A 19940-nucleotide genomic window follows, 5' to 3' on the forward strand; every position below is an offset into this window, starting at 1 on the left:
GGTCTTGCGCCCACCGGTCCACGGGGTACCAGGGTATCAGCGCCCGGGCCCGGGCGCGTCCGGCGGCGCCGTGGCGGCCCCCCGACGGTCCCTCGCGGGCTTCGCGGGTGCCTCCTTCGTGTCCCCCGGGCGGCACCTCGCCGGCCCCTCACCGGCACCTGGCCGCCGTCTTCCCGGGCCCTCCCGGACACCTCCGCCGGCCTGTCCGACGCGGCCTCACGGGCCACCCATTCGGCACAGTTTCCTCCACCAACTGTCGCGCGTCACACCAACTGGGCGTCGTATCCTGCACGGACACATGCAGCGAGCCGGCCGGCACGGCACCATCCCTGCCCCTCCCCGGAACAAGAGCTCGTCAAAGATCGCTTGACCGCAAGAGGACCCTTCGGGGTCACGTGGCCGTTCGACTGGAGATGACGTGGCCGGGCGTATCGAGGATTACGCACTCATCGGCGATATGCAGACCGCCGCCCTTGTCTGCCGGGACGGTACGGCCGACTGGCTGTGCCTCCCCCGCTTTGATTCCCACGCGACGTTCGCCGGGCTGCTGGGCACCGAGGAGCACGGCTTCTGGCGCATCGGTCCCGCACACCCCTCGGGGGCGGCGCCACCGCACGCGGACCGGCGCCGGTACCGGGGGGACTCCCTCGTGCTCGAATCCGAATGGGACACCCCGCGCGGCACCGTGCGGGTGATCGACTTCATGCCGCCGCGTGACGGCGCGCCCCAGCTGATCCGGATCGTGGAAGGCGTCAGCGGCCGGGTGCCGATGCGCTCCTCGCTGCGGATGCGGTTCTCCTACGGCCGGGTCGTGCCGTGGGTCCACAAGGTCGGCGACCGCACGGTGGCCGTCGCGGGCCCCGACTCGGTGTGGCTGGACACCTCGGCCGAGACCTTCGGCAAGGACCTCACCACCTACTCCGACTTCACCGTCTCCCCCGGCGAGCGGGTCGCCTTCACCATCAGCTGGCAGCCCTCGCACCGCGAGGCACCGGCGCTGCCCGACCCGGAGGGGTCGCTGGAGGCGACGGAGGAGTTCTGGCGGGAGTGGGTCGAGCACTGTACGTACCACGGCCCCTACCGGGACGCCGTCGTCCGCTCGCTGATCACCCTCAAGGCGCTCACCTACGCCCCGACGGGCGGCATCGTCGCCGCGCCCACCACCTCGCTGCCCGAGGACATCGGCGGCTGCCGGAACTGGGACTACCGCTTCACCTGGCTGCGGGACGCCGCGATCACCCTCTCCTCGCTGCTGCGCACCGGCTACCGCGAAGAGGCGCGGGCCTGGCGCGAGTGGCTGCTGCGCGCGGTCGCCGGCGACCCGGAGAACCTCCAGATCATGTACGGCATCGCGGGCGAGCGCGAGCTGGGCGAGGCCGAGCTGCCATGGCTGCCGGGCTACGAGAACTCCAGCCCGGTCCGGATCGGCAACGGCGCGGCGGGCCAGCTCCAGCTGGACGTCTACGGCGAGGTCACCGAGGCGCTGCACCTCGCGCACATGACCGGGCTCGCCCGCAACGACTACGCCTCGCTCCTCCAGCTGCGCCTCATCGGCTATCTCGAGGATCACTGGAACGAGCCGGACGAGGGCATCTGGGAGGTGCGCGGCCCCCGCCGCCACTTCGTGCACTCCAAGGTGATGGCCTGGGTCGCGGTGGACCGCACCATCAAGCTCCTGGAGTCCGGGGACGTGGACGGCCCGCTGGAGCGCTGGCGCGAGCTGCGCGACGACATCCACCGGGACGTCTGCGAGAAGGGGTACGACAAGGAGCGCAACACCTTCACCCAGTCGTACGGCTCCAAGGAGCTGGACGCCTCGCTGCTGCTGATCCCGCAGATGGGTTTCCTGCCGCCCGACGACAAGCGCGTCATCGGCACCATCGAGGCCATCCAGCGCGAGCTGTCGACGCCGGACGGTTTCGTCCTGCGCTACCCCACCGCCGGCGAGGACGCGGGCGTGGACGGTCTGGAGGGTGACGAGGGCGCCTTCCTGGCCTGCTCCTTCTGGCTCGCGGACGACCTCGCGATGATCGGCCGGGTGGACGAGGCCCGGCAGCTCTTCGAGCGGCTGCTGGCGCTCCGCAACGACCTGGGGCTGCTCGCGGAGGAATGGGACCCGCGCCTGCAGCGGCAGGTGGGCAACTTCCCGCAGGCCTTCAGCCACGTGCCGCTGATCGACACGGCGCTGCGGCTGACGGCGTCGAGCGCGTTCGGGGGCTGAGCCGGGCGGGACGCGTACGGTCGCGGCGGCGCTCCGGCCCGCCGTGGCCGGGGCGCCCCGGGAGGGGTGACGCGGCCGCCTTCCGTCCTGGCCACGGGCGGTTCCCTGCGAGGATCGGGGAATGGAACCGCGAGGCCCGCAAGGGACGATCACCGTGGCGCGGGCTCTCGAACTGCCCGCGCTGCGCCGGGGGCTGCCCGAGGTCGTGGCCGCCGCCGACCGGCTGGACCGGCCGGTGCGCTGGGTGCACGCCGGGGAGGCGCCGAACATCGCCGCACTGCTCAAGGGCGGCGAGCTGCTGCTGACCACCGGCCTGGGCGTGGGCACCCGCCCCGCCGAGCAGCGCGCCTTCGTCCGCGGCCTGGTGGAGCGGGACATCGCGGCCCTGGTGGTGGAGCTGGGCGCGCGCTTCGCGACGCTGCCCGCCGCGGTGGTCGACACGGCCCGCTCCTACGGTCTGCCGCTCGTCCAGCTGCACCGGGAGGTGCCGTTCGTGGCGGTGACCGAGGAGATCCACACCGAGCTGGTCAATGAGCACTACGCCCTGCTGCGCCGCGCCGAGGAGGTGCACCGGCAGTGCACGCGGGTGCTGCTGGACGGGGGCGGGGTGCCCGAGATCCTCCGGCTGTTCGCGGGCTTCGCGGGCAACCCGGTCTTCCTGGAGACGCCGGACGGCCGGCTGCTGTACGCGACGGGGCCCGAGCCCCAGCCGGGCGCCGCCGATCCGCTCCAGGTCTGGGAGGGGCTGCGGGCGGGGGCCGCCCCGGGCGGGGGCCTCGCGGGCAGCGTGGTCGCCGACATCCCGGGCAGCAGCGGCCCGGGGCCCGACGCGGTTCGGGCGCGGCTGGCGGTCCTGCCGGTGAACGCGCCGCTCGCGCCGGTGCACCGCATCGCCGCGGACCGCACGGCGGGGCTGCTGGCGGTCGTCCTGCTCCAGGAGCGCCAGGAGGAGGAGCTGGCGGCGCGGGGCCGCGGCGACTTCCTGACCGACCTCGCCGAGGAGCGGCTGGACCCGGCGGACGCGCCCGCACAGGCCCGGGTGCTGGGCTTCAGGCCCGGCCCGGGGCCGCTGCTGCCGGTGGTGCTGCGGCCGCAGCCCCGGCACGCGGGTCCGGCGCCGGCGGACAGCTGGGCGGCACTGGCCCGTGCGGTGCGCGAGGAGCTGACGGCGGTGGGCGCGCCGGTGCTGCTGGGCGTGCGGCTGCCGGAGGGCCGGATGCCGCTGCTGGTCGGGCTGCGCGAGGAGACGGACCGGGTGGCGGTCGCCGAGCGGGTGGCGGCGGCGCTGCGGGCGGGGGTGGAGCGGGCGTGGCCGGAGCGGGCGGGTTCCCGGCCGCCGGTCGTGGTGGTCGGCGCGGCGGTCGGCTGGGCCACGGCGGGTGCGGCCCTGCGGCACGCGGCGGACGCGGCGACGGCGGCGCAGGGACTGCCGGACCGGCCCTGGCACGATGTGCGGCGGCTGGACGTCGACCTGCTGCTGTGGCGGCTGCGCTCGCACGGCGATCTGTCGGCGTTCGTCGAGCGGGTCATCGGCCCGCTCCTCGCGCACGACCGCGCCGCCCGCCCGCCGCTGCTGCCGACGCTGGAGACCTACCTCGCCCACGCGGGCCGCAAGGCGGAGACCGCACGCGAACTCCACCTCAACCGCCAGACCCTCTACGACCGGCTGGCCCGCATCGCCCGCCTGCTGGGCACGGACCTGGAGGACCCGCAGACGTCCCTGGCCCTGAGCCTGGCCCTGCAGGCGCGGCGGCATGTGACGTGACCCGTAACCGGGGCTCCGCCCCGGGCCCCGGTCCTCGATCGCCGGACGGGCTTGTTCTTTCAAGCCCGCCGTCGGACACCCCGCTGGCTCAGCTCGTCGTAGATGCTCAGGACGTGGGCCACCGTGTCGTCCTCCGAGGGCCAGCTCGCCGCCTGGGCATGGCCCGCGGCGATGAGTTCGGTGCGGCGGTCGGGGTCGTCGAGGAGGCGGGTGACGGCGGTGGCCAGGGCGTCCGGGTCGCCGTAGGGGACGAGCTCGGCGGCGTCGCCGACCAGGTCGGGGACGCCGCCGACCGAGGTCGCGACCAGCGGGACGCCCGCGTGGAGCGCCTCCTGGGCGAGGAGCGAGCGGGCCTCCCAACGGCTCGGCAGGATCGCCACGTCGGCCGCCGCCAGCAGCTCGGGGACGTCGTCGCGGCGGCCGACCAGGCGGATCGGGAGGGCCTCGGTCTCGATCCGGTGCTGCAGCCACGGCCGCTCGGGGCCCTCGCCCGCCACGATCAGCAGCGGCTCGGGGTCCAGCTCGCGCCAGGCCCGGGCGGCGTCGAGGAGCGGGCCGTAGCCCCGGCCCGGCTCCAGACGGCCGACGGCGACCAGCAAGGGCCGGGCCACCGCGCCGAGTTCGGCGCGCGCCTTGTGCCGCAGGTGGTCGTCCTCCGGCGGTGCGGGGCGCGGCGCGGGCACCGCCACCGGCGCCAGCCGGGCGTCGCGCGCGCCGCGCCGCCGGGCCCGGTCCACGAGGTCCGAGGAGGCGCCGAGCAGGACGGCCGCCGCCCGGGCCGCGCGCCGCTCCATCAGCCGCACGACGTGGGCCCGCGCGCCCTGCGCGCGCACCTTCGTGTGCCAGGTGACGACCAGTGGGGTGGGCCGGCCGCGCAGCGCCAGCGCCGCCAGCACCCCCGAGCGCAGTCCGTGCGCGTGCACGACGTCGGCACTGAGGCTGGCGGCCCGGATGCCGGCGACCGCCGACGCGTCCGCGCACGTCGGCAGCGGGGCGAACGAGGCGCCCGAGCCCGCGAAGGCGTACCCCTCCCCCGTCCCGCGCGGGGCGCACACCGTCACCCGCAGTCCGCGCGCCACGAGCCCGGCCGCGAGCGACCGCACGTGCGCGCCGCTGCCCGCGCTCCCGCTGCCCAGGACCTGTACGGCGTGCAGGGACGGCCGCGTGTGCGACGGGCCGGGTGTACTGCTCACGCGGGCGGAGCTCCTGATTCGACGTCGGCGGAGTCGGGCAGAGTCGTACGACACGGTGCTGAGCCCAGGATGCCAGCCCCCTACGCCCTCCCTGCACCAGCATTGCGTGATTTGTCGGCCTTACCTCGCCCACGCATCCACGGATTCACTCACATGAGTGACCAGGGCGTCCGTAACCAAGACCAGGCCGGACCATCGCCCACGAGCGGACGCCACCCGCCCGCCGCCGGCCCGGTCACAGCCCGGTCAGTGCCAGTCAGAGGCCCGCTCAGCGCCCCGTGTCGCGCGCCGCCGCCAGGAGTTCCTCGGCGTGGGCGCGGGCCAGCTGGGAGTCCTCCTGGCCCGCCAGCATGCGGGAGAGTTCGCGCACCCGGTCCTCGCCCTCCATGGCCTGCACGCCGCTTCGGGTCACCGAGCCCTCATGGGTCTTCTCCACCACCAAATGGCGGTCGGCGAAGGCCGCGACCTGCGGGAGGTGGGTGACGACCACGACCTGCGCGGTCCGGGCCAGCTTGGCCAGCCGGCGCCCGACCTCGACGGCGGCCTTTCCGCCGACACCGGCGTCGACCTCGTCGAAGAGGTACGTCGGCACGGGGTCGGAGCCCGCGAAGACCACCTCGACGGCGAGCATGACGCGGGACAGCTCACCCCCGGACGCCCCCTTCGCGATGGGCCGGGGCTGGGCGCCGGGGTGCGGGGCCAGCAGCAGCTCGACGTCGTCGGCGCCGTGCGGGCCGTACGCGACGGCCCGGCCGGCGACCTCGATGCCGGTCTCCGGCCGGTCCACCTCGGTCTGCCGGACGGAGAAGGTGACGCGTGCGTGCGGCATGGCGAGCGAGGCGAGTTCGGCGGTGACCGCGTCGGCGAATCGCTTCGCCGCCTCCGTCCGGGCGTCGGTCAGTGCCTGTGCCAGCTCGCCCAGCTCGGCGCGGAGCGCGTCCCGCTCGGTGGTGAGTTCACCGATGCGGTCGTCGTCGCCCTCCAGTTCGCCGAGCCGGGCCGCGCTCTCCTCGGCCCAGGCCAGCACGGCGGCGATGTCCGCCCCGTACTTGCGGGTCAGATGGGTCAGGGCGGCGCGCCGCTCCTCCACCGCCGCGAGCCGGCGGGGGTCGGCGTCGAGGTCGGAGGCGTAGCCGGCGAGCTCCCCGGCGACGTCCGCGAGCAGGATGCCGAGCTCCCCGAGCCGCTCGGCGAGCGAGGCGAGGGCGGGGTCGTGGGAGCGCACGGACTCCAGGGTGCGGTGCGCGCCCGCGACGAGGCTGGTGGCGTCGAACGCCTCGGGGTCCTCGGGGTTCCCGGCGAGGGCGGCGTGCGCGGCGGTGGCCGCGGAGGCGAGGGCCTCGGCGTGGCCGAGCCGCTCGGCCTCGGCGGCGAGTTCGGCGTCCTCCCCCGGCAGGGGCGCGGTGGCGGCGATCTCGTCCAGGCCGAAGCGCAGCAGATCGGCCTCCTGGGCGCGCTCGCGGGCGCGCGTGGTCAGCTCCTCCAGCTCGGCGACGACGGCCCGCAGCCTGCGGTAGGCGCCGCCGTACTTGGCGAGCGGCACGGACACCGCGTCGCCCGCGTACCGGTCGAGTGCCTGCCGCTGCCGGGCCGGGCGCAGCAGCCCCTGCTGGTCGGTCTGGCCGTGCACGGCGACGAGGTCGTCCGCCAGCTCGGCCAGCAGCCCCACGGGCACGCTCCGGCCGCCGAGGTGGGCGCGCGAGCGTCCCTCGGCGGAGAGGGTGCGGCTGATGAGCAGCGTGCCGTCGTCGAGTTCGGCGCCGGCCTCCTCGGCCCGCAGGGCCGCGGGCGAGGTGTGGTCGACGGTGATCCTCCCCTCGACCACGGCGGCCTTGGCCCCCACCCGCACCAGGGCGGGGTCGGCGCGCCCGCCGAGCAGCAGACCGAGGCTGGTGACGACCATGGTCTTGCCCGCGCCGGTCTCGCCGGTCACCGCGGTGAAACCGGGTGACAGCTCGACCACCGCGTCATCAATGACGCCCAAGGACCGGATCCGCATCTCCTCCAACACGGATACGACCATACGAGGTTCTGAGGGCGCCTCGCGACGGCCACCCCCACGGACCGCCCTGTGGCTACCCCCACCACCGGTCCGGGTGATCACTCCATGGCCCCGGATCCCCCCTTTCGGCAAGGCTTGTCGTAGCAGTTCCCGCCGGTCCGACACCACACCTCATGAGGTCCGCATGACCGTTCGATCCCGTACTCCCCGCACCACCGCGCTCCTGCTCGCCGCCGCGGTCGCCCTGACCACCGCCGTCGGCACCGGGGACGCGGTGGCCCACAGCCCCCGCCCGGCGGGGCTGGAGGGCACGTGGCGCATGGACGGCTACGGCACGGTCGTCTCCGTCGAGAACGGCGGGCGGCTGCTGCGAACGTACGAGACCACGGCCGTCAGCTGCGTTCCCGGCGAGCTGACCGCCACCCGGCCGACCGCCACGGGACCCTTCCGGCAGGACGGCGACGTGCTCACGGTGAACGCCACGGGTCCGGACCGGGCGGAGTTCGCCTTCGCCGACAATGTGGGCCACCGCACGCTGCGCCGCACGGCGGCGCTGCCCGCGAACTGCCAGGGAAAGACCCCTCCCGCCCCGGGGACCGCGGCGGACCCGCGGGACGTCTTCGACGTCTACTGGCAGACCTACGCCGAGAACTACCCCTTCTTCGCCGCCCGGAACGTCGACTGGAACGCCGTGCGGGACCGCTTCCGGCCCCGGATCACCCGCACGACGAAGCCGGCCGAGCTGTACGCGGTCCTGGTGGAGATGATCCGGCCGCTGCACGACGGGCACACCGGACTGGTCGACCTCACCCGGCCCGAGGAGTACTTCTCCGGGATCCGCGAGGACACCGTCCTGCCCGACGAGAAGGCGCGCAAGCGCATCGACCAGGCGGTCCTCGCGGGCCCCGTCGGGGACCTCCGGGTCTCCCGGGCCAACGGGCAGATCACCTACTCCGAGGGCGCCGACCGGATCGGCTTCCTGCGCATCACCGGTTTCCAGAACTACGGGCAGGGCGACGGCTACGAGGCCGACAAGGCCGTGCTGGGCAAGGCCCTCGACGAGGTCTTCACCGCCGCCCGGACGCGCGGCCCGAAGGCCCTGCGCGGCCTGATCCTCGATCTGCGGCTCAACGGCGGCGGCTCCGACCGTCTCGCCCTGGACGTGGCCGAGCGGCTGACCGACCGGCCCTACCCGGCCTATCTCAAGCACGCGCGGAACGACGCCCGCGACCCCCGTGAGTTCACGCCCGCCGAGCCGGTCCTCCTCCGCCCGCACCGGGGACCGGTCTACACCGGGCCCCTGGCCGTCCTCACCGGGCGGCTGACGATGAGCGCGGGCGAGACCCTCACCCAGGCCCTGCTGGGCCGTGGGCCGAAGCCCACGCTGATCGGTGAGAACACCCAGGGGCTGTTCTCCGACAAGCTGGAGCGCACGCTGCCCAACGGCTGGAAGTTCTGGCTCCCGAACGAGGAGTTCCTGAGCGCGAAGGACGGCCGGACGACGTACGACGGCGCGGGCATACCGCCGCACGTCCGCACGGACGTCTTCACGGAGAAGGAGCTGACGGAAGGCCGCGACTCGGCTCTCGCCGAGGCCCGCAGGCGACTGTCCTAGCCGTCATCCTTGCCGCCCGCGGCGGCGGGCGCCCTGCGGACACCGCCGCGCAGCGGTGGTGCACACGACCCCCGCCGGACGGCTAATGCGGCGCGCCCCGCCACCCGGCGACGGGCAGGGCGAACTTCGCGACCAGCCGGTCCGTGAACGACGCGTGGTGCAGGCGCGCGAGACGCACCGGCACCGCGCCCCGCCGTACCTCCACCCGCGCGCCCGCCGGAAGTTCGACGGTCCGTCTGCCGTCGCACCACAGAACACCGTTGGGCGTCTGCGGCTGCACCTCCACCGCGAGCACCGAGTCCGGCGCGGTGACCAGGGGCTTGGCGAAGAGCGCGTGCGCGCTGATGGGCACCATCAGCAGCGCCTCGACCTCCGGCCAGACCACCGGGCCGCCCGCCGAGAAGGCGTAGGCGGTGGAGCCGGTCGGGGTGGCGCAGACGACGCCGTCGCCGCCGAACCGCGAGACCGGCCTGCCGTCGACCTCGGTGACGACCTCCAGCAGCCGCTCCCGCGCGGCCTTCTCCACCGACGCCTCGTTCAGCGCCCAGTCGGTGTGCACCACATGCCCGTCGTTGCGCACCAGGACGTCGAGGGTCATCCGCTCCTCGACCTCGTAGGCCCGCGTCACGACCCGGTCCACGACCTTGTCGAGGTCGTCCCGCTCGGCCTCGGCGAGGAAGCCGACCCGGCCGAGGTTCACGCCCAGCATCGGCACCCCGGAGCGCCGGGCGAACTCGGCGCCCCGCAGCAGCGTGCCGTCCCCGCCGAGCACCACCAGGAGCTCGCACCCCTCCAGGACGTCCGGCTTGCCCGGGCCGGCCTCCACCAGCTCGGCCGAGGGCGGCAGCGGCAGGTCGGCGGCCTCCTCGGCGAGCACCCGCACGCCGATTCCGCAGCGCAGCAGCCCTTGGACGACCAGCTCGGCGCTGCGGATGGCCGCCGGGCGGCCGGTGTGGGCAAGGAGGAAGACCGTGCGTCCGCCGGCCTCCTCCCCTGCCGGGTTCTGCTCCTGCGATGCTGCTGATGCTGCTTCTGAAGTGGTCAACGGGGCCCCTCCGCCACTGCACGGTCAACGTCCGCCGGGTCCAGTTCGGGCGCTCCGGCGCGCAGCCACAGAAAGTACTCGACGTTGCCGGAGGGTCCGGGCAGCGGGCTCGCCGTCACACCCAGCACACCGAGCCCGAGCCCCGCCGCCCGGGCGGCGACCGCGCGGACCGCCTCGGCCCGCAGCTGGGTGCTGCGCACCACGCCACCGGTACCGAGCCGCTCCTTGCCCACCTCGAACTGCGGCTTCACCATCAGCACCAGGTCGGCGTCGGGCGCGGCACAGCGCACGAGGGCGGGCAGCACCAGGCCGAGCGGGATGAAGGACAGATCGCCCACGATCAGGTCGACGGGTTCGTCGTCGATCTGCTCCAGCGTCAGCTCGCGGACGTTCGTACGGTCCTTCACGGTGACCCGCTCGTCGCTCTGGAGCGACCAGGCGAGCTGTCCGTAGCCCACGTCCACGGCGACGACGTGGGCCGCGCCCGCGCGCAGCAGGACGTCCGTGAAGCCGCCCGTGGAGGCGCCGGCGTCGAGGGCGCGGCGGCCCTCGACCTTCAGCCCGAGCGGAACGAACGCGGCGAAGGCGCCCGCGAGCTTGTGGCCGCCGCGGGAGACGTAGTCCGGGTCGTTCTCGTCCTGGGTGACGACGACGGCGGCGCTGATCTCCACCTGGGTGGCGGCCTTGGTCGCGGTCGTGCCGCCGACGGTCACCCGGCCCGCCGCGATCAGCTGGCTCGCGTGCTCGCGGGAGCGGGCGAGTTTCCGGCGCACCAGCTCGGCGTCGAGTCGGCTGCGGCGCGGGCGGGTCACTGCCACGAGTGGTTCAGCTCCTGTTGTCGTACGAAGCGGGGGACCCGATGGGCACGGACGGTGCGGACGGGCCGGGGCGCCGGTCGAGCGCGGTGAGCGCGTCGCGCAGGCCCCGGTGTACATCCTCGTACACCTCCAGGTGACCGCTCGCCGCGAGGTGGTCGGCATCGGCCAGCCTGGCCAGCTGGGCGTCCACGGCGGCGTCGCCGGTGGGGGTGCGGTCGACGCCCAGCGGCAGCGGCCGGCCGGCGTCGGCACCGGCGTCCGGGGCGGGGCTCTCCGGCGCGGGCACCGGCAGCTCCCGCGCACCGGTCATCGGATCGGTCATGGCTCCGACGCTACCTCCAAACGGTGCCTGAGCGGCGTACGCGGTCCGCTGGGGTACCGTCCCTACCGATGGCGACCATCGAGGAGTGCCGCAGCGCACTCGACCGGCTGGCGGAGAACCTCGCGGGGGCGAGCGGTGACCTCCGCGACGCCGCCGCGCCCGACCGCTCGCTCAGCTGCCACATCACCGACCTCGACGTCACCTTCGTGGGTCATCTCGCGGGCGGCCACATCCAGGACGTGCGGACCCTGCCGGGCACCCCCGAGCGACGGGCGGAGATCGCCCTGACGATGTCCGGTGACGATCTGGTGGCGCTGGTGGACGGCAGGCTGAAGTTCGCGAAGGCCTGGGCCGCCGGCCGGGTCAGGGTGCAGGCGAGCCTGCGGGACGTGCTGCGCCTGCGGTCGCTGCTGTAGCGGTCCGGGACCGCCGGGCGGCCGGTACGACCAGGGGCGTCCCGGTCTCCGGGTCCTCGATGACCTGACACCGCAGCCCGAACACTCGTTCCACCAGCTCGGCCGTCACCACGTCCGCCGGTGCCCCCTCGGCGACGACCCGCCCGTCGCGCATCGCGATCAGGTGCGTGGCGTAGCGCGCGGCGTGGTTGAGGTCGTGCAGCACGGCGACCAGGGTGCGGCCCTGCTCCTCGTGCAGTTCCGCGCAGAGGTCGAGGACCTCGATCTGGTGCTGGATGTCGAGGTAGGTGGTCGGCTCGTCGAGGAGCAGCAGCGGGGTCTGCTGGGCGAGGGCCATCGCGATCCAGACCCGCTGGCGCTGTCCGCCGGAGAGTTCGTCGACGTACCGGTCGGCGAGCGCTTCGACGCCGGTCGCCGCCATGGACTCGGCCACGATCCGCTCGTCCTCCCGCGACCACTGCCGCAGGAGTCCCTGGTGGGGGTGGCGGCCGCGGGCGACGAGGTCGCCGACGGTGATCCCGTCGGGGGCGACCGAGGACTGCGGCAGCAGCCCGAGGGTGCGGGCCACCTGCTTGGCGGGGTAGGAGTCGATGGCGGAGCCGTCCAGGAGGACGGCTCCGGCGGTCGGCTTGAGCATCCGCGACAGGGCGCGCAGCAGCGTGGACTTGCCGCAGGCGTTGGGGCCGACGATGACCGTGAAGGAGTGGTCGGGCACCGCGACCGTGAGGTCCTCGGCGATGACCCGCCGGTCGTAGGCGAGGGTGACGGATTCGGCCGCCAGTCGGCTCATGGGGTCTCTCCTGGAATCCTGGGCGCTGTGCGGCTGATCGGCAGCCGGCCGGCGGTCGGTGGGCGGTCCGCTCATGTCCGGCCCGCTCATATCCGGCCCGCCCTGCGCTCGGTGATCAGCAGCCACAGCAGATAGCAGCCGCCGAGCATGCCGGTCACGGCACCGACGGGCAGTTGGTCCGCCCCGAAGACCCGCTGGGACGCCCAGTCGGCGCCGACCAGCAGGGCCGCGCCCATGCAGGTGGCGGCGGCCAGGTTGGGGCCGGGGGCGCGGGTGAGGCGCCGGGCGAGCTGCGGCGCGGCCAGCGCGACGAAGGCGACGGGCCCGGCGGCGGCGGTCGCGACGGCGGTCAGCAGCACGGCGGCCACCACCAGCACGAGCCGGCACCGCTCGACCCGTACACCGAGCGCGTACGCGGCGTCGTCGCCCATCTCCAGCATCCGCAGCGACCGTCCCTGGCCGAAAACTACGGGGAAGACCACTCCGCACACGACGAGCAGCGGCCACACCTGGGCCCAGTCGCGGCCGTTGAGCGAGCCGACCATCCACACCATCGACCGGGTGGCGTCGACGATGTCGGCCTTGGTCATGAGGTAGTCCCGGGCGGCGGTGAGCACGGCGGTCGCGCCGATGCCGACGAGGACGAGGCGGTAGCCGTGGATGCCCTTCTGCCACGAGAGCAGATAGACGGCGAGGCCGGTGAGCACGCCGCCGACGACGGCGCCGCCCGCCACGGCGAACGTGTCGCCGTGGAAGAGGACGATGACGGTGAGGGCGCCTGCCGCCGAACCCTGGCCGAAACCGATCACGTCGGGGCTGCCCAGCGGGTTGCGGGAGACGGACTGGAAGACCGCGCCGGCGAGCCCGAGGGCCGCCCCGACGAGCAGCCCGACCAGGACGCGCGGCAGCCGCAGGTCCTGCACGATGAACTCCTGGGCAGGGGTGCCGCCACCGGTCAGGGTCGTCAGGACCTCGGCGGGCGTCATGGGGAAGTCGCCGGTGCCGATGAGGACGACCGAGGCGGTGAGCGCGAGGGCCAGGAGCCCGGCCACGACGAGCGCCGACCGGGGAGCCACGCGCAGGGACAGCCCGCCACGGGTGCGGATCGTTTTGGCGGTCACAGCTGGGCCATCCTCCGGCGACGTACGAGATGGATGAAGACGGGCCCGCCGATGAGCGCGGTGACGATGCCGGCCTGGAGTTCGCCGGGCCGGGCGACGATGCGGCCGATCACGTCCGCGCCGAGCAGCAGCACGGGCGACAGCACGGCCGCGTACGGCATGACCCAGCGCAGGTCCGGGCCGGTGATGCTGCGGACGATGTGCGGGACCATCAGGCCGATGAAGACGATGGGGCCGCAGGCGGCGGTGGCCGCGCCGCACAGCAGCGTGACGGCGGCCATCGCGAGGACGCGGGTCCGGGTGAGCCGGGCGCCGAGCGCCCGCGCGGTGTCGTCGCCCAGCGCGACCGCGTTCAGGGGGCGGGCGAGCGCGAGGGCGATCAGCACACCGGCCGCGATGAACGGCGCGATCTGCCGCACGATGTCCATGTCGGCGACGGCGAGCGAACCGGCCGTCCAGAAGCGCATCTTGTCGAGCGCGGCGGAGTCGAGGAGCTGGACGGAGTTGACGTACCCGTAGAGCGCGTACGTCACCGCGGTGCCCGCGAGCGCGAGCCGTACGGGGGTCGCGCCCCGGGTGCCGCCGAGCGCGTAGACCACGACCGCGACGACGGCGGCGCCGAGGAAGGCGAACCACACGTATCCGCGGATCGAGGTGACGCCGAAGAAGGTGACGGAGGAGACGACCGCGGCCGAGGCTCCGGCGTTGACGCCGAGCAGTCCGGGGTCGGCGAGCGGGTTGCGGGTGAGCGCCTGCATCACCACGCCGGCGAGTCCGAGTCCCGCGCCGACGAGCAGTCCGAGCAGGGTGCGGGGCACGCGTACGTCCCGCACGACCACGTCGGTGTCGCTGCCCGTGGCGTGGAAGAGCCCGTGCCAGACCTGGTCGAGGGGGATGGGCTTGGCGCCGACGGCGATGCTCGCGACGACGACCAGCGCGAGCAGCGCGACCGCGGCGAGCAGCCCGGCGGCACGTGTCGTGCTCCGGCCGCGGGACGCCGCCGATTTCGGCGGTTCCGCTGAGGTTTGGGGGGGACTCTCGACCAACACGTGGTTAGGTTAGCCTACCCTGACGCCACCCCATCGAACGTGGTTCGTTCGAACGCAACCCCGAGAGAAGAACGTCTCCATGAGCACCTCCCGCACCCACTCCCCGTCCCGTCGCGGCCTCCTCGCCGCCGGTGGCGCCCTCGGCATCGGCGCCTTCCTCACCGCTTGCGGGGGTGGCGGCTCGAAGGACTCGGGCGGGAGCGGCTCGGGTTCGGACTCCGGCCCCTGGACCTTCAAGGACGACCGGGGCACCACGGTCAAGGCCGACAAGACCCCGAAGAAGGTCGTCGCCTTCACCGGTACCGCCGCCGCCCTGTACGACTTCGGCTTCGAGTGCGCGGGCGTCTTCGGCCCGACGAAGCTCAAGGACGGCAAGCCCGACCCGCAGGCCGGCGACCTCGACGTCGACAAGGTGACGATCCTCGGCAACGCCTGGGGCGAGTTCAACGTCGAGAAGTACGCCGCCATGAGCCCCGAACTGCTCGTCACCAACATGCTCCAGGCGCAGGAACTCTGGTACGTGCCGGACGACAGCAAGAAGAAGATCCTCGGCCTCGCCCCCAGCGTCGGCCTGGGCGTCACCAAGGTCTCGCTGACCCAGGTCATCGGACGCTACGCCGAGCTGGCCGGGTCGCTCGGCGCCGACCTCGAGGCCAAGAAGGTCACGGACGCGAAGGCACGCTTCGAGAAGGCGTCCGAGACCCTCCGCCAGGCCGCCAAGGCCAAGAAGGGCCTCAAGGTCCTCTGCGCGTCCGGCTCCGCCGACCTGCTCTACGTCTCCGAGCCGAGCGTCTACGCCGACCTCACCTACTTCAAGCAGCTCGGCGTCGAGTTCATCGTCCCCGACAAGGTCACCGGCGGCTTCTTCGAGAGCCTCAGCTGGGAGAACGCCGGCAAGTACGCCGCCGACCTGATCCTGCTCGACAACCGCACCTCCGCCCTGCAGCCCAAGGACCTCGAGTCCAAGCCCACCTGGGCCCAGCTCCCCGCCGTCAAGGCCGGCCAGATCACCCCCTGGCTCAGCGAGCCGCGCTACTCCTACGCCGGCTGCGCCCCCCTCGTCGAGGGCCTCGCCGCCGCGCTCGAGAAGGCCAAGAAGGTCAGCTGAGGCCCTGCTGAGGCCCCCTCCTCACCGGCGCCCACCGCCCGCCCCGCCTCCTGACGCCGCCCGAAAGGACCCCACCGCATGTCCGACGCCCCGCCCTACCGCTTCTTCGACGCGCACGTCGTACGGACCGAGCGGATCAGCCCCGCCATGGCCCGTGTCACCTTCGGCGGCGACGACCTCGGTGACGTCGTCGTCGACGGCCGCGACCAGCGCTTCAAGCTGTTCCTGCCCCAGCCGGGGCAGGAGGCGCCGGTCCTGCCCGCCCGCGACGAGAGCTGGTTCGGCGAGTGGCGGGCCCAGGACGCGTCCGAACGGGCCGTCATGCGCACCTACACCGTCCGGGAGATGCGCTACGGGCCGGACGAGATGGACGTCGACTTCGTGCTGCACGGTGTCGGGGACGACGCGTCGGGCGGCCACGCGGGCCCGGCCTCGACCTGGGCCCACGCCGCCCGCCCCGGCGACCGCGCCGTGCTCCTCGCCCCGGTCGCCACGGAGAACGGCGGCGCGGACTTCCAGCCCCCGGTCGGCACCGACTGGGTCCTCGTCACCGCCGACGAGACGGCCCTGCCCGCCACGGCCGGCATCCTCGCCTGGCTCCCGGAGGGCACCAAGGCCAAGGTCTGGATCGAGGTCGCGCACGCCGACGACGTCCAGGACCTCCCCACCGACGCCGACGCCGACATCACCTGGCTGGTCCGCGGCACCGACCGGGAGCCGGTGCTGAACGCCCTCCGCGCCGCGGAACTGCCCACCGGCACCCCCTACGCCTGGATAGCCGGCGAGGCCGGCACCGTCCGCGCCCTCCGCCGCCACCTCGTCGGCGACCGCGGCTTCGACCGCCGGGCGGTGACCTTCACGGGCTACTGGCGCCGCGGCGCCACCGAGGAGGACCTCCTCGCCGAACTGGCGTAACAGCCTCAATCGCCGGACGGGCTGCTGTGCTCTGTCCTCAATCGCCGGACGGGCTGCTGTGCTGTGTCCTCAATCGCCGGACGGGCTGATTTAAGCCCGTCCGGCGATTGAGGACGCGCCCGCAGGGCGCCCACCGCCGCAGGCGGCAACGACGGCCCGCAGCCGACGATCCGCCGGACAGGCAAGAGGCGCTCGCCGCCGCAGGCGGCAGGGCGCCCCGCAGCCGAAGACCCCGGCTACCAGCCGCCCCGCGCCAGCGCCCGCACCGCGTCCAGGCCGCAGGAGCCCTCCCCCGCCGCCGTCCACGCCGCCGCGCTCAGCGCGCGCAGGGCGTCGATGCGGTCGCCGTCCCCGTCCAGCACCAGCGCCTCACCGTCGGCCGAAGCCGTCCAGCCACCGCACCGGAAACCGTCACCCACGGCCTCCACCGACGGCTGCGGCTCCAGCAGGCCCCGCAGGTCCTCGGCGACATACGTCGGCCGGTGCTCGGGCGGGGCCGCGAGCAGCTGCGCCGCCGTCGTCACCCCGGTGAGGACCAGCAGCGAGTCCACCCCGCCCACGTACGCGCCCTCGATGTCCGTGTCGAGCCGGTCCCCGACCACCAGCGGCCGCTCAGCGCCCGTCCGCAGCACCGTCTCCCGGTGCATCGGCGGCAGCGGCTTGCCCGCCACCTGCGGCTCCGCGCCCGTGGCTATCCGGACGACCTGCACCGCCGCGCCATTGCCCGGCGCGATGCCCCGCGCGCTCGGAATCGTCAGATCCGTGTTCGAGGCGAACCACGGCAGCCCGCGCGCCACCGCGTACGACGCCTCCGCGAGCCGCGACCACGGCATGTCAGGGCCGCCGTAGCCCTGCGCCACGGCGGCCGGGTCGTCGTCCGCCGAGTCCACCGGCACCAGCCCGCGCTCGCGCAGCGCGACCCGCAGACCCTCCGCGCCGATCACCAACACCCGGGAGCCGGCGGGAAGCTGATCGGCGATCAGCCGCGCCACCGCCTGCGCCGAGGTGATCACATCGCTCGGCTCGGCCGGCACCCCCAGCTCGGTCAGATGCCCGGCCACCGTCTCCGGGGTACGGGCGGCGTTGTTCGTCACGTAGGCGAGATGCATGCCCCCGTCCCGGGCCGTGCCGAGCGACTCGACGGCGTGCGCGATGGCCTCGCCGCCCGCGTAGACCACGCCGTCGAGGTCCAGCAGCGCGGTGTCATAGGCCTCGCTGAGCCGCTTCCCGCTGCCGTCGGGGCCGGTCCGGACGGTCTGGTTCATCGTGTGATCTCTCCTTGTGCTGTACGTCTCTTCACAGATCATTGCTCATCCGCCCATGGGACATAACATTTCCCAATGAGCACTCCAGGTCACGCAGGGCAGGGTCTTCAACTCGCCCCCTTCCGAGGGCTGCGCTACGTCCCCGAGCGAGTGGGCAGTCTCGCCGCTGTCACTTCGCCCCCTTATGACGTCGTCGTGCGGCCGGACGGTCTGCGCCACCTGGAGACCGCCGACCCGCACAACATCGTGCGGCTGATCCTCCCGCAGGCCGCCACCGCCGCCGACCGGCACCGGCAGGCCGCGGACACGCTGCGGCAGTGGCAGGAGGAGCGGATCCTCGCCGCCGACCCCGAGCCCGCCCTGTACGTCTACGAGCAGCGCGGTGACGGCATACTGCAGCGCGGTCTGATCGGCGCCCTGCGTCTCAGCCCCCGCGAGGAAGGCGTCGTCCTCCCCCATGAGGACGTCATGCCGCACATCGTCGAGGACCGCGCCGCCCTGATGCGCGACACCGCGGCCAACCTCGAGCCGCTGCTCTTCTCCTACCGGGGCGGCGAGAACGGCACGGCGGACGTCATCGAGCGTGTCATCCGCTGCGAGCCGCTGCTGTCGACGACCACGGAGGACGGCTACGCCCACCGCCTGTGGTCGATCACCGACGCGGACGACCTGGCCAGGATCGACGAGGATCTCTCCCGGCAGCAGGCCCTGATCGCGGACGGCCACCACCGCTGGGCCACGTACCTGCGGCTGCGCGCCGAGCAGCCCGCCCCCGGTCCCTGGGACTTCGGTCTGGTCCTCCTGGTGGACACCTCCCGCTATCCGCTGCGGGTGCGGGCCATCCACCGCCTCCTGCACCGTCTCCCGGTCGCCAAGGCCCTGGCCGCCGTGGAGGGCCTCTTCCGGGTACGCACCATCGAGGGCCCGCTGTCGAGCGCGCTGGAGGCCCTGGCCGAGGCGGTGGCCGACGGGGGCAATGCCTTCGTGCTCGCCGGTGACGGCCGCTTCCACCTCCTCGACCGCCCGGACCCGGATCTCCTGGCCCGTACGGTCCCCGCCGACCGCCCGGAGGCGTGGCGCACGCTGGACGCGACGGTCCTGCACTCCGTGCTGCTGGAGCACGTCTGGCGCGTGGCGGACGATCCGGAACACATCGGCTACATCCACGAGACGGCGGCGGCCGTCACCCAGGCCGAGCGGCACGGCGGCACGGCCGTGCTGATGCACCCGGTCCACGAGGACGTCGTACGGGAACTCGCCGCGCAGGGCGTGACCATGCCGCGCAAGTCGACGTCCTTCGGCCCCAAGCCGGCCACCGGCCTGGTCCTGCGCAGCCTCGCGCTGAACTGAGGGCACACGCCCGCCGCCACGGGCGTCGTCCGGATATGCGTGGAGGGCGGTACCCCGGGATCCCGGGGTACCGCCCTCCACGTTCAGCGATCAGCTCTTGTCGTCGGAGCCCTGGTCGTCGGAGGCCTTGTCGTCAGCGGCCTTGTCGTCCTTGACGTCCTCGACAGAGACGCTCTCGACCTCGGTGGCAGCCGGGGCCGGCTCCTCGTCCGCGTCGACCTCGACAGCGGCGGGGGGCTCGGTGACCTCGGCGGTGTCCTCGTCGCCCATGGCGTCGGTGAACTCCACACCGTCGAGCTCGGCGAGCCGGTCGGACGCGTCGGTCATGCCGCCCTGGTCGGCTTCGAGGGCCTTGGCGAACCACTCGCGCGCCTCGGCCTCGCGGTCCACCGCGAGCAGCGCGTCGGCGTAGGCGTAGCGCAGTCGGGCGGTCCACGGCTGGATCGAGTTCGACGCCAGCTCGGGGCCCTGCAGCGTCACGACGGCCGCGTCGGCCTGGCCCATGTCCTTACGGGCACCGGCGGCGACCAGGCGCATCTCGACCTGGCCGGCCTTGTCCAGCTTCGCCACCTCGGGCTCGCCGGCCATGGCCAGCGCGCGCTCCGGACGGCCCATGCCGCGCTCGCAGTCCGCCATGACGGGCCACAGCTCGACGGAACCCGTCATGCGGCGGGCGGCACGGAACTCGGCGAGCGCCTCGGTGTACTTGCCGGTCGCGTACGCGGCGAAGCCGGCGGCCTCACGCACGGCGGCGACACGGGAGGCGAGGCGCAGCGCGATGCGGGAGTAGGCGTAGGCCTGCTCCGGGTCCTCGTCGAGCAGGTTGGCCACCATGACGAGGTTGCGCGCGACCTCCTCGGCAAGGCCCTTGGGCAGGCTCATGAGCTCCTGCCGGACGTCCTTGTCGATCTCGTCGCCGGTCACGTCATCGGGGATGGGCAGGCG

17 protein-coding genes are annotated in these 19940 nt (G+C 74.0%); 7 read left to right on the forward strand and 10 right to left on the reverse strand.

What is annotated here, in order from left to right; translation table 11 throughout:
• Positions 1-418 precede the first annotated feature (418 nt).
• Positions 419-2221: a glycoside hydrolase family 15 protein gene (locus JO379_RS07870; protein ID WP_207303859.1), complete on the forward strand. Its 1803-nt coding sequence runs from the start codon at positions 419-421 to the stop codon at positions 2219-2221.
• Between the two features lie 121 nt (positions 2222-2342).
• Positions 2343-3986, forward strand: coding sequence for a PucR family transcriptional regulator (locus JO379_RS07875; RefSeq protein WP_209514428.1), 1644 nt, complete (start codon positions 2343-2345; stop codon positions 3984-3986).
• Positions 3987-4045: 59 nt separating this feature from the next.
• Here the strand turns inward: JO379_RS07875 and JO379_RS07880 are convergent, their stop codons facing one another.
• Both JO379_RS07880 and recN read right to left on the reverse strand, forming a co-directional pair.
• On the reverse strand, positions 4046-5179 hold the full coding sequence (locus tag JO379_RS07880) for a glycosyltransferase family 4 protein (RefSeq protein ID WP_209514429.1): 1134 nt from the start codon (positions 5177-5179) through the stop codon (positions 4046-4048).
• A 268-nt stretch (positions 5180-5447) separates the two neighbouring features.
• On the reverse strand, positions 5448-7202 hold the full coding sequence (gene recN / locus JO379_RS07885) for a DNA repair protein RecN (RefSeq protein WP_209514430.1): 1755 nt from the start codon (positions 7200-7202) through the stop codon (positions 5448-5450).
• Between the two features lie 163 nt (positions 7203-7365).
• Between recN and JO379_RS07890 the strand changes: the two genes are divergently transcribed.
• A complete protein-coding gene (locus JO379_RS07890) occupies positions 7366-8796 on the forward strand; it encodes a S41 family peptidase (protein ID WP_209514431.1) in 1431 nt (476 codons plus the stop codon).
• Positions 8797-8878: 82 nt separating this feature from the next.
• Here JO379_RS07890 and JO379_RS07895 read toward each other — a convergent pair whose 3' ends face one another.
• The 3 genes from JO379_RS07895 to JO379_RS07905 are packed head-to-tail and all read right to left on the reverse strand — an operon-like array spanning position 8879 to position 10981.
• Positions 8879-9841, reverse strand: coding sequence for an NAD kinase (locus JO379_RS07895; RefSeq protein ID WP_130877049.1), 963 nt, complete (start codon positions 9839-9841; stop codon positions 8879-8881).
• Positions 9838-10653 (reverse strand): TlyA family RNA methyltransferase, encoded by an 816-nt coding sequence (locus JO379_RS07900; RefSeq protein ID WP_130877100.1) that lies wholly within the window; start codon positions 10651-10653, stop codon positions 9838-9840. The genes JO379_RS07895 and JO379_RS07900 overlap by 4 nt, the downstream gene beginning before the upstream one ends.
• 13 nt (positions 10654-10666) lie before the next feature.
• Entirely contained in the window at positions 10667-10981 is a 315-nt protein-coding gene (locus JO379_RS07905) for a hypothetical protein (RefSeq protein WP_242625964.1), read from the reverse strand.
• 68 nt (positions 10982-11049) lie between these two features.
• On the opposite strand from JO379_RS07905, the gene JO379_RS07910 reads away from it, so the two are divergent.
• On the forward strand, positions 11050-11397 hold the full coding sequence (locus tag JO379_RS07910; protein WP_130877050.1) for a sterol-binding protein: 348 nt from the start codon (positions 11050-11052) through the stop codon (positions 11395-11397).
• Here JO379_RS07910 and JO379_RS07915 read toward each other — a convergent pair.
• The 3 genes from JO379_RS07915 to JO379_RS07925 all read right to left on the reverse strand — a co-directional run bounded on the left by JO379_RS07915 (position 11345) and on the right by JO379_RS07925 (position 14357).
• Positions 11345-12187, reverse strand: coding sequence for an ABC transporter ATP-binding protein (locus tag JO379_RS07915; protein ID WP_242625965.1), 843 nt, complete (start codon positions 12185-12187; stop codon positions 11345-11347). The two genes, JO379_RS07910 and JO379_RS07915, sit on opposite strands and share 53 nt — an antisense overlap.
• A gap of 86 nt (positions 12188-12273) precedes the next feature.
• On the reverse strand, positions 12274-13308 hold the full coding sequence (locus JO379_RS07920) for a FecCD family ABC transporter permease (protein WP_130877052.1): 1035 nt from the start codon (positions 13306-13308) through the stop codon (positions 12274-12276).
• Entirely contained in the window at positions 13305-14357 is a 1053-nt protein-coding gene (locus JO379_RS07925; protein ID WP_209514432.1) for a FecCD family ABC transporter permease, read from the reverse strand. The genes JO379_RS07920 and JO379_RS07925 overlap by 4 nt, the downstream gene beginning before the upstream one ends.
• A gap of 79 nt (positions 14358-14436) precedes the next feature.
• Here JO379_RS07925 and JO379_RS07930 point away from each other — a divergent pair, with 79 nt between their 5' ends.
• Together JO379_RS07930 and JO379_RS07935 are read left to right on the forward strand one after the other, a co-directional pair.
• Positions 14437-15465: an ABC transporter substrate-binding protein gene (locus tag JO379_RS07930; RefSeq protein ID WP_130877053.1), complete on the forward strand. Its 1029-nt coding sequence runs from the start codon at positions 14437-14439 to the stop codon at positions 15463-15465.
• A gap of 78 nt (positions 15466-15543) precedes the next feature.
• Complete coding sequence (locus JO379_RS07935) at positions 15544-16380, forward strand: siderophore-interacting protein (RefSeq protein WP_209514434.1); 837 nt, start codon at positions 15544-15546, stop codon at positions 16378-16380.
• Positions 16381-16616: 236 nt separating this feature from the next.
• Here JO379_RS07935 and JO379_RS07940 read toward each other — a convergent pair whose 3' ends face one another.
• Positions 16617-17645: an HAD hydrolase-like protein gene (locus JO379_RS07940; protein ID WP_130877055.1), complete on the reverse strand. Its 1029-nt coding sequence runs from the start codon at positions 17643-17645 to the stop codon at positions 16617-16619.
• Between the two features lie 75 nt (positions 17646-17720).
• Here JO379_RS07940 and JO379_RS07945 point away from each other — a divergent pair, with 75 nt between their 5' ends.
• Positions 17721-18995, forward strand: a complete 1275-nt coding sequence (locus JO379_RS07945; RefSeq protein ID WP_209514435.1) for a DUF1015 family protein — start codon at positions 17721-17723, stop codon at positions 18993-18995.
• Between the two features lie 90 nt (positions 18996-19085).
• On the opposite strand, the gene JO379_RS07950 is transcribed toward JO379_RS07945, so the two are convergent.
• Positions 19086-19937: a tetratricopeptide repeat protein gene (locus JO379_RS07950; RefSeq protein WP_245381887.1), complete on the reverse strand. Its 852-nt coding sequence runs from the start codon at positions 19935-19937 to the stop codon at positions 19086-19088.
• Between the last annotated feature and the right edge of the window lie 3 nt (positions 19938-19940).

Source organism: Streptomyces syringium, from assembly GCF_017876625.1.
GTDB lineage: Bacteria > Actinomycetota > Actinomycetes > Streptomycetales > Streptomycetaceae > Streptomyces > Streptomyces syringius.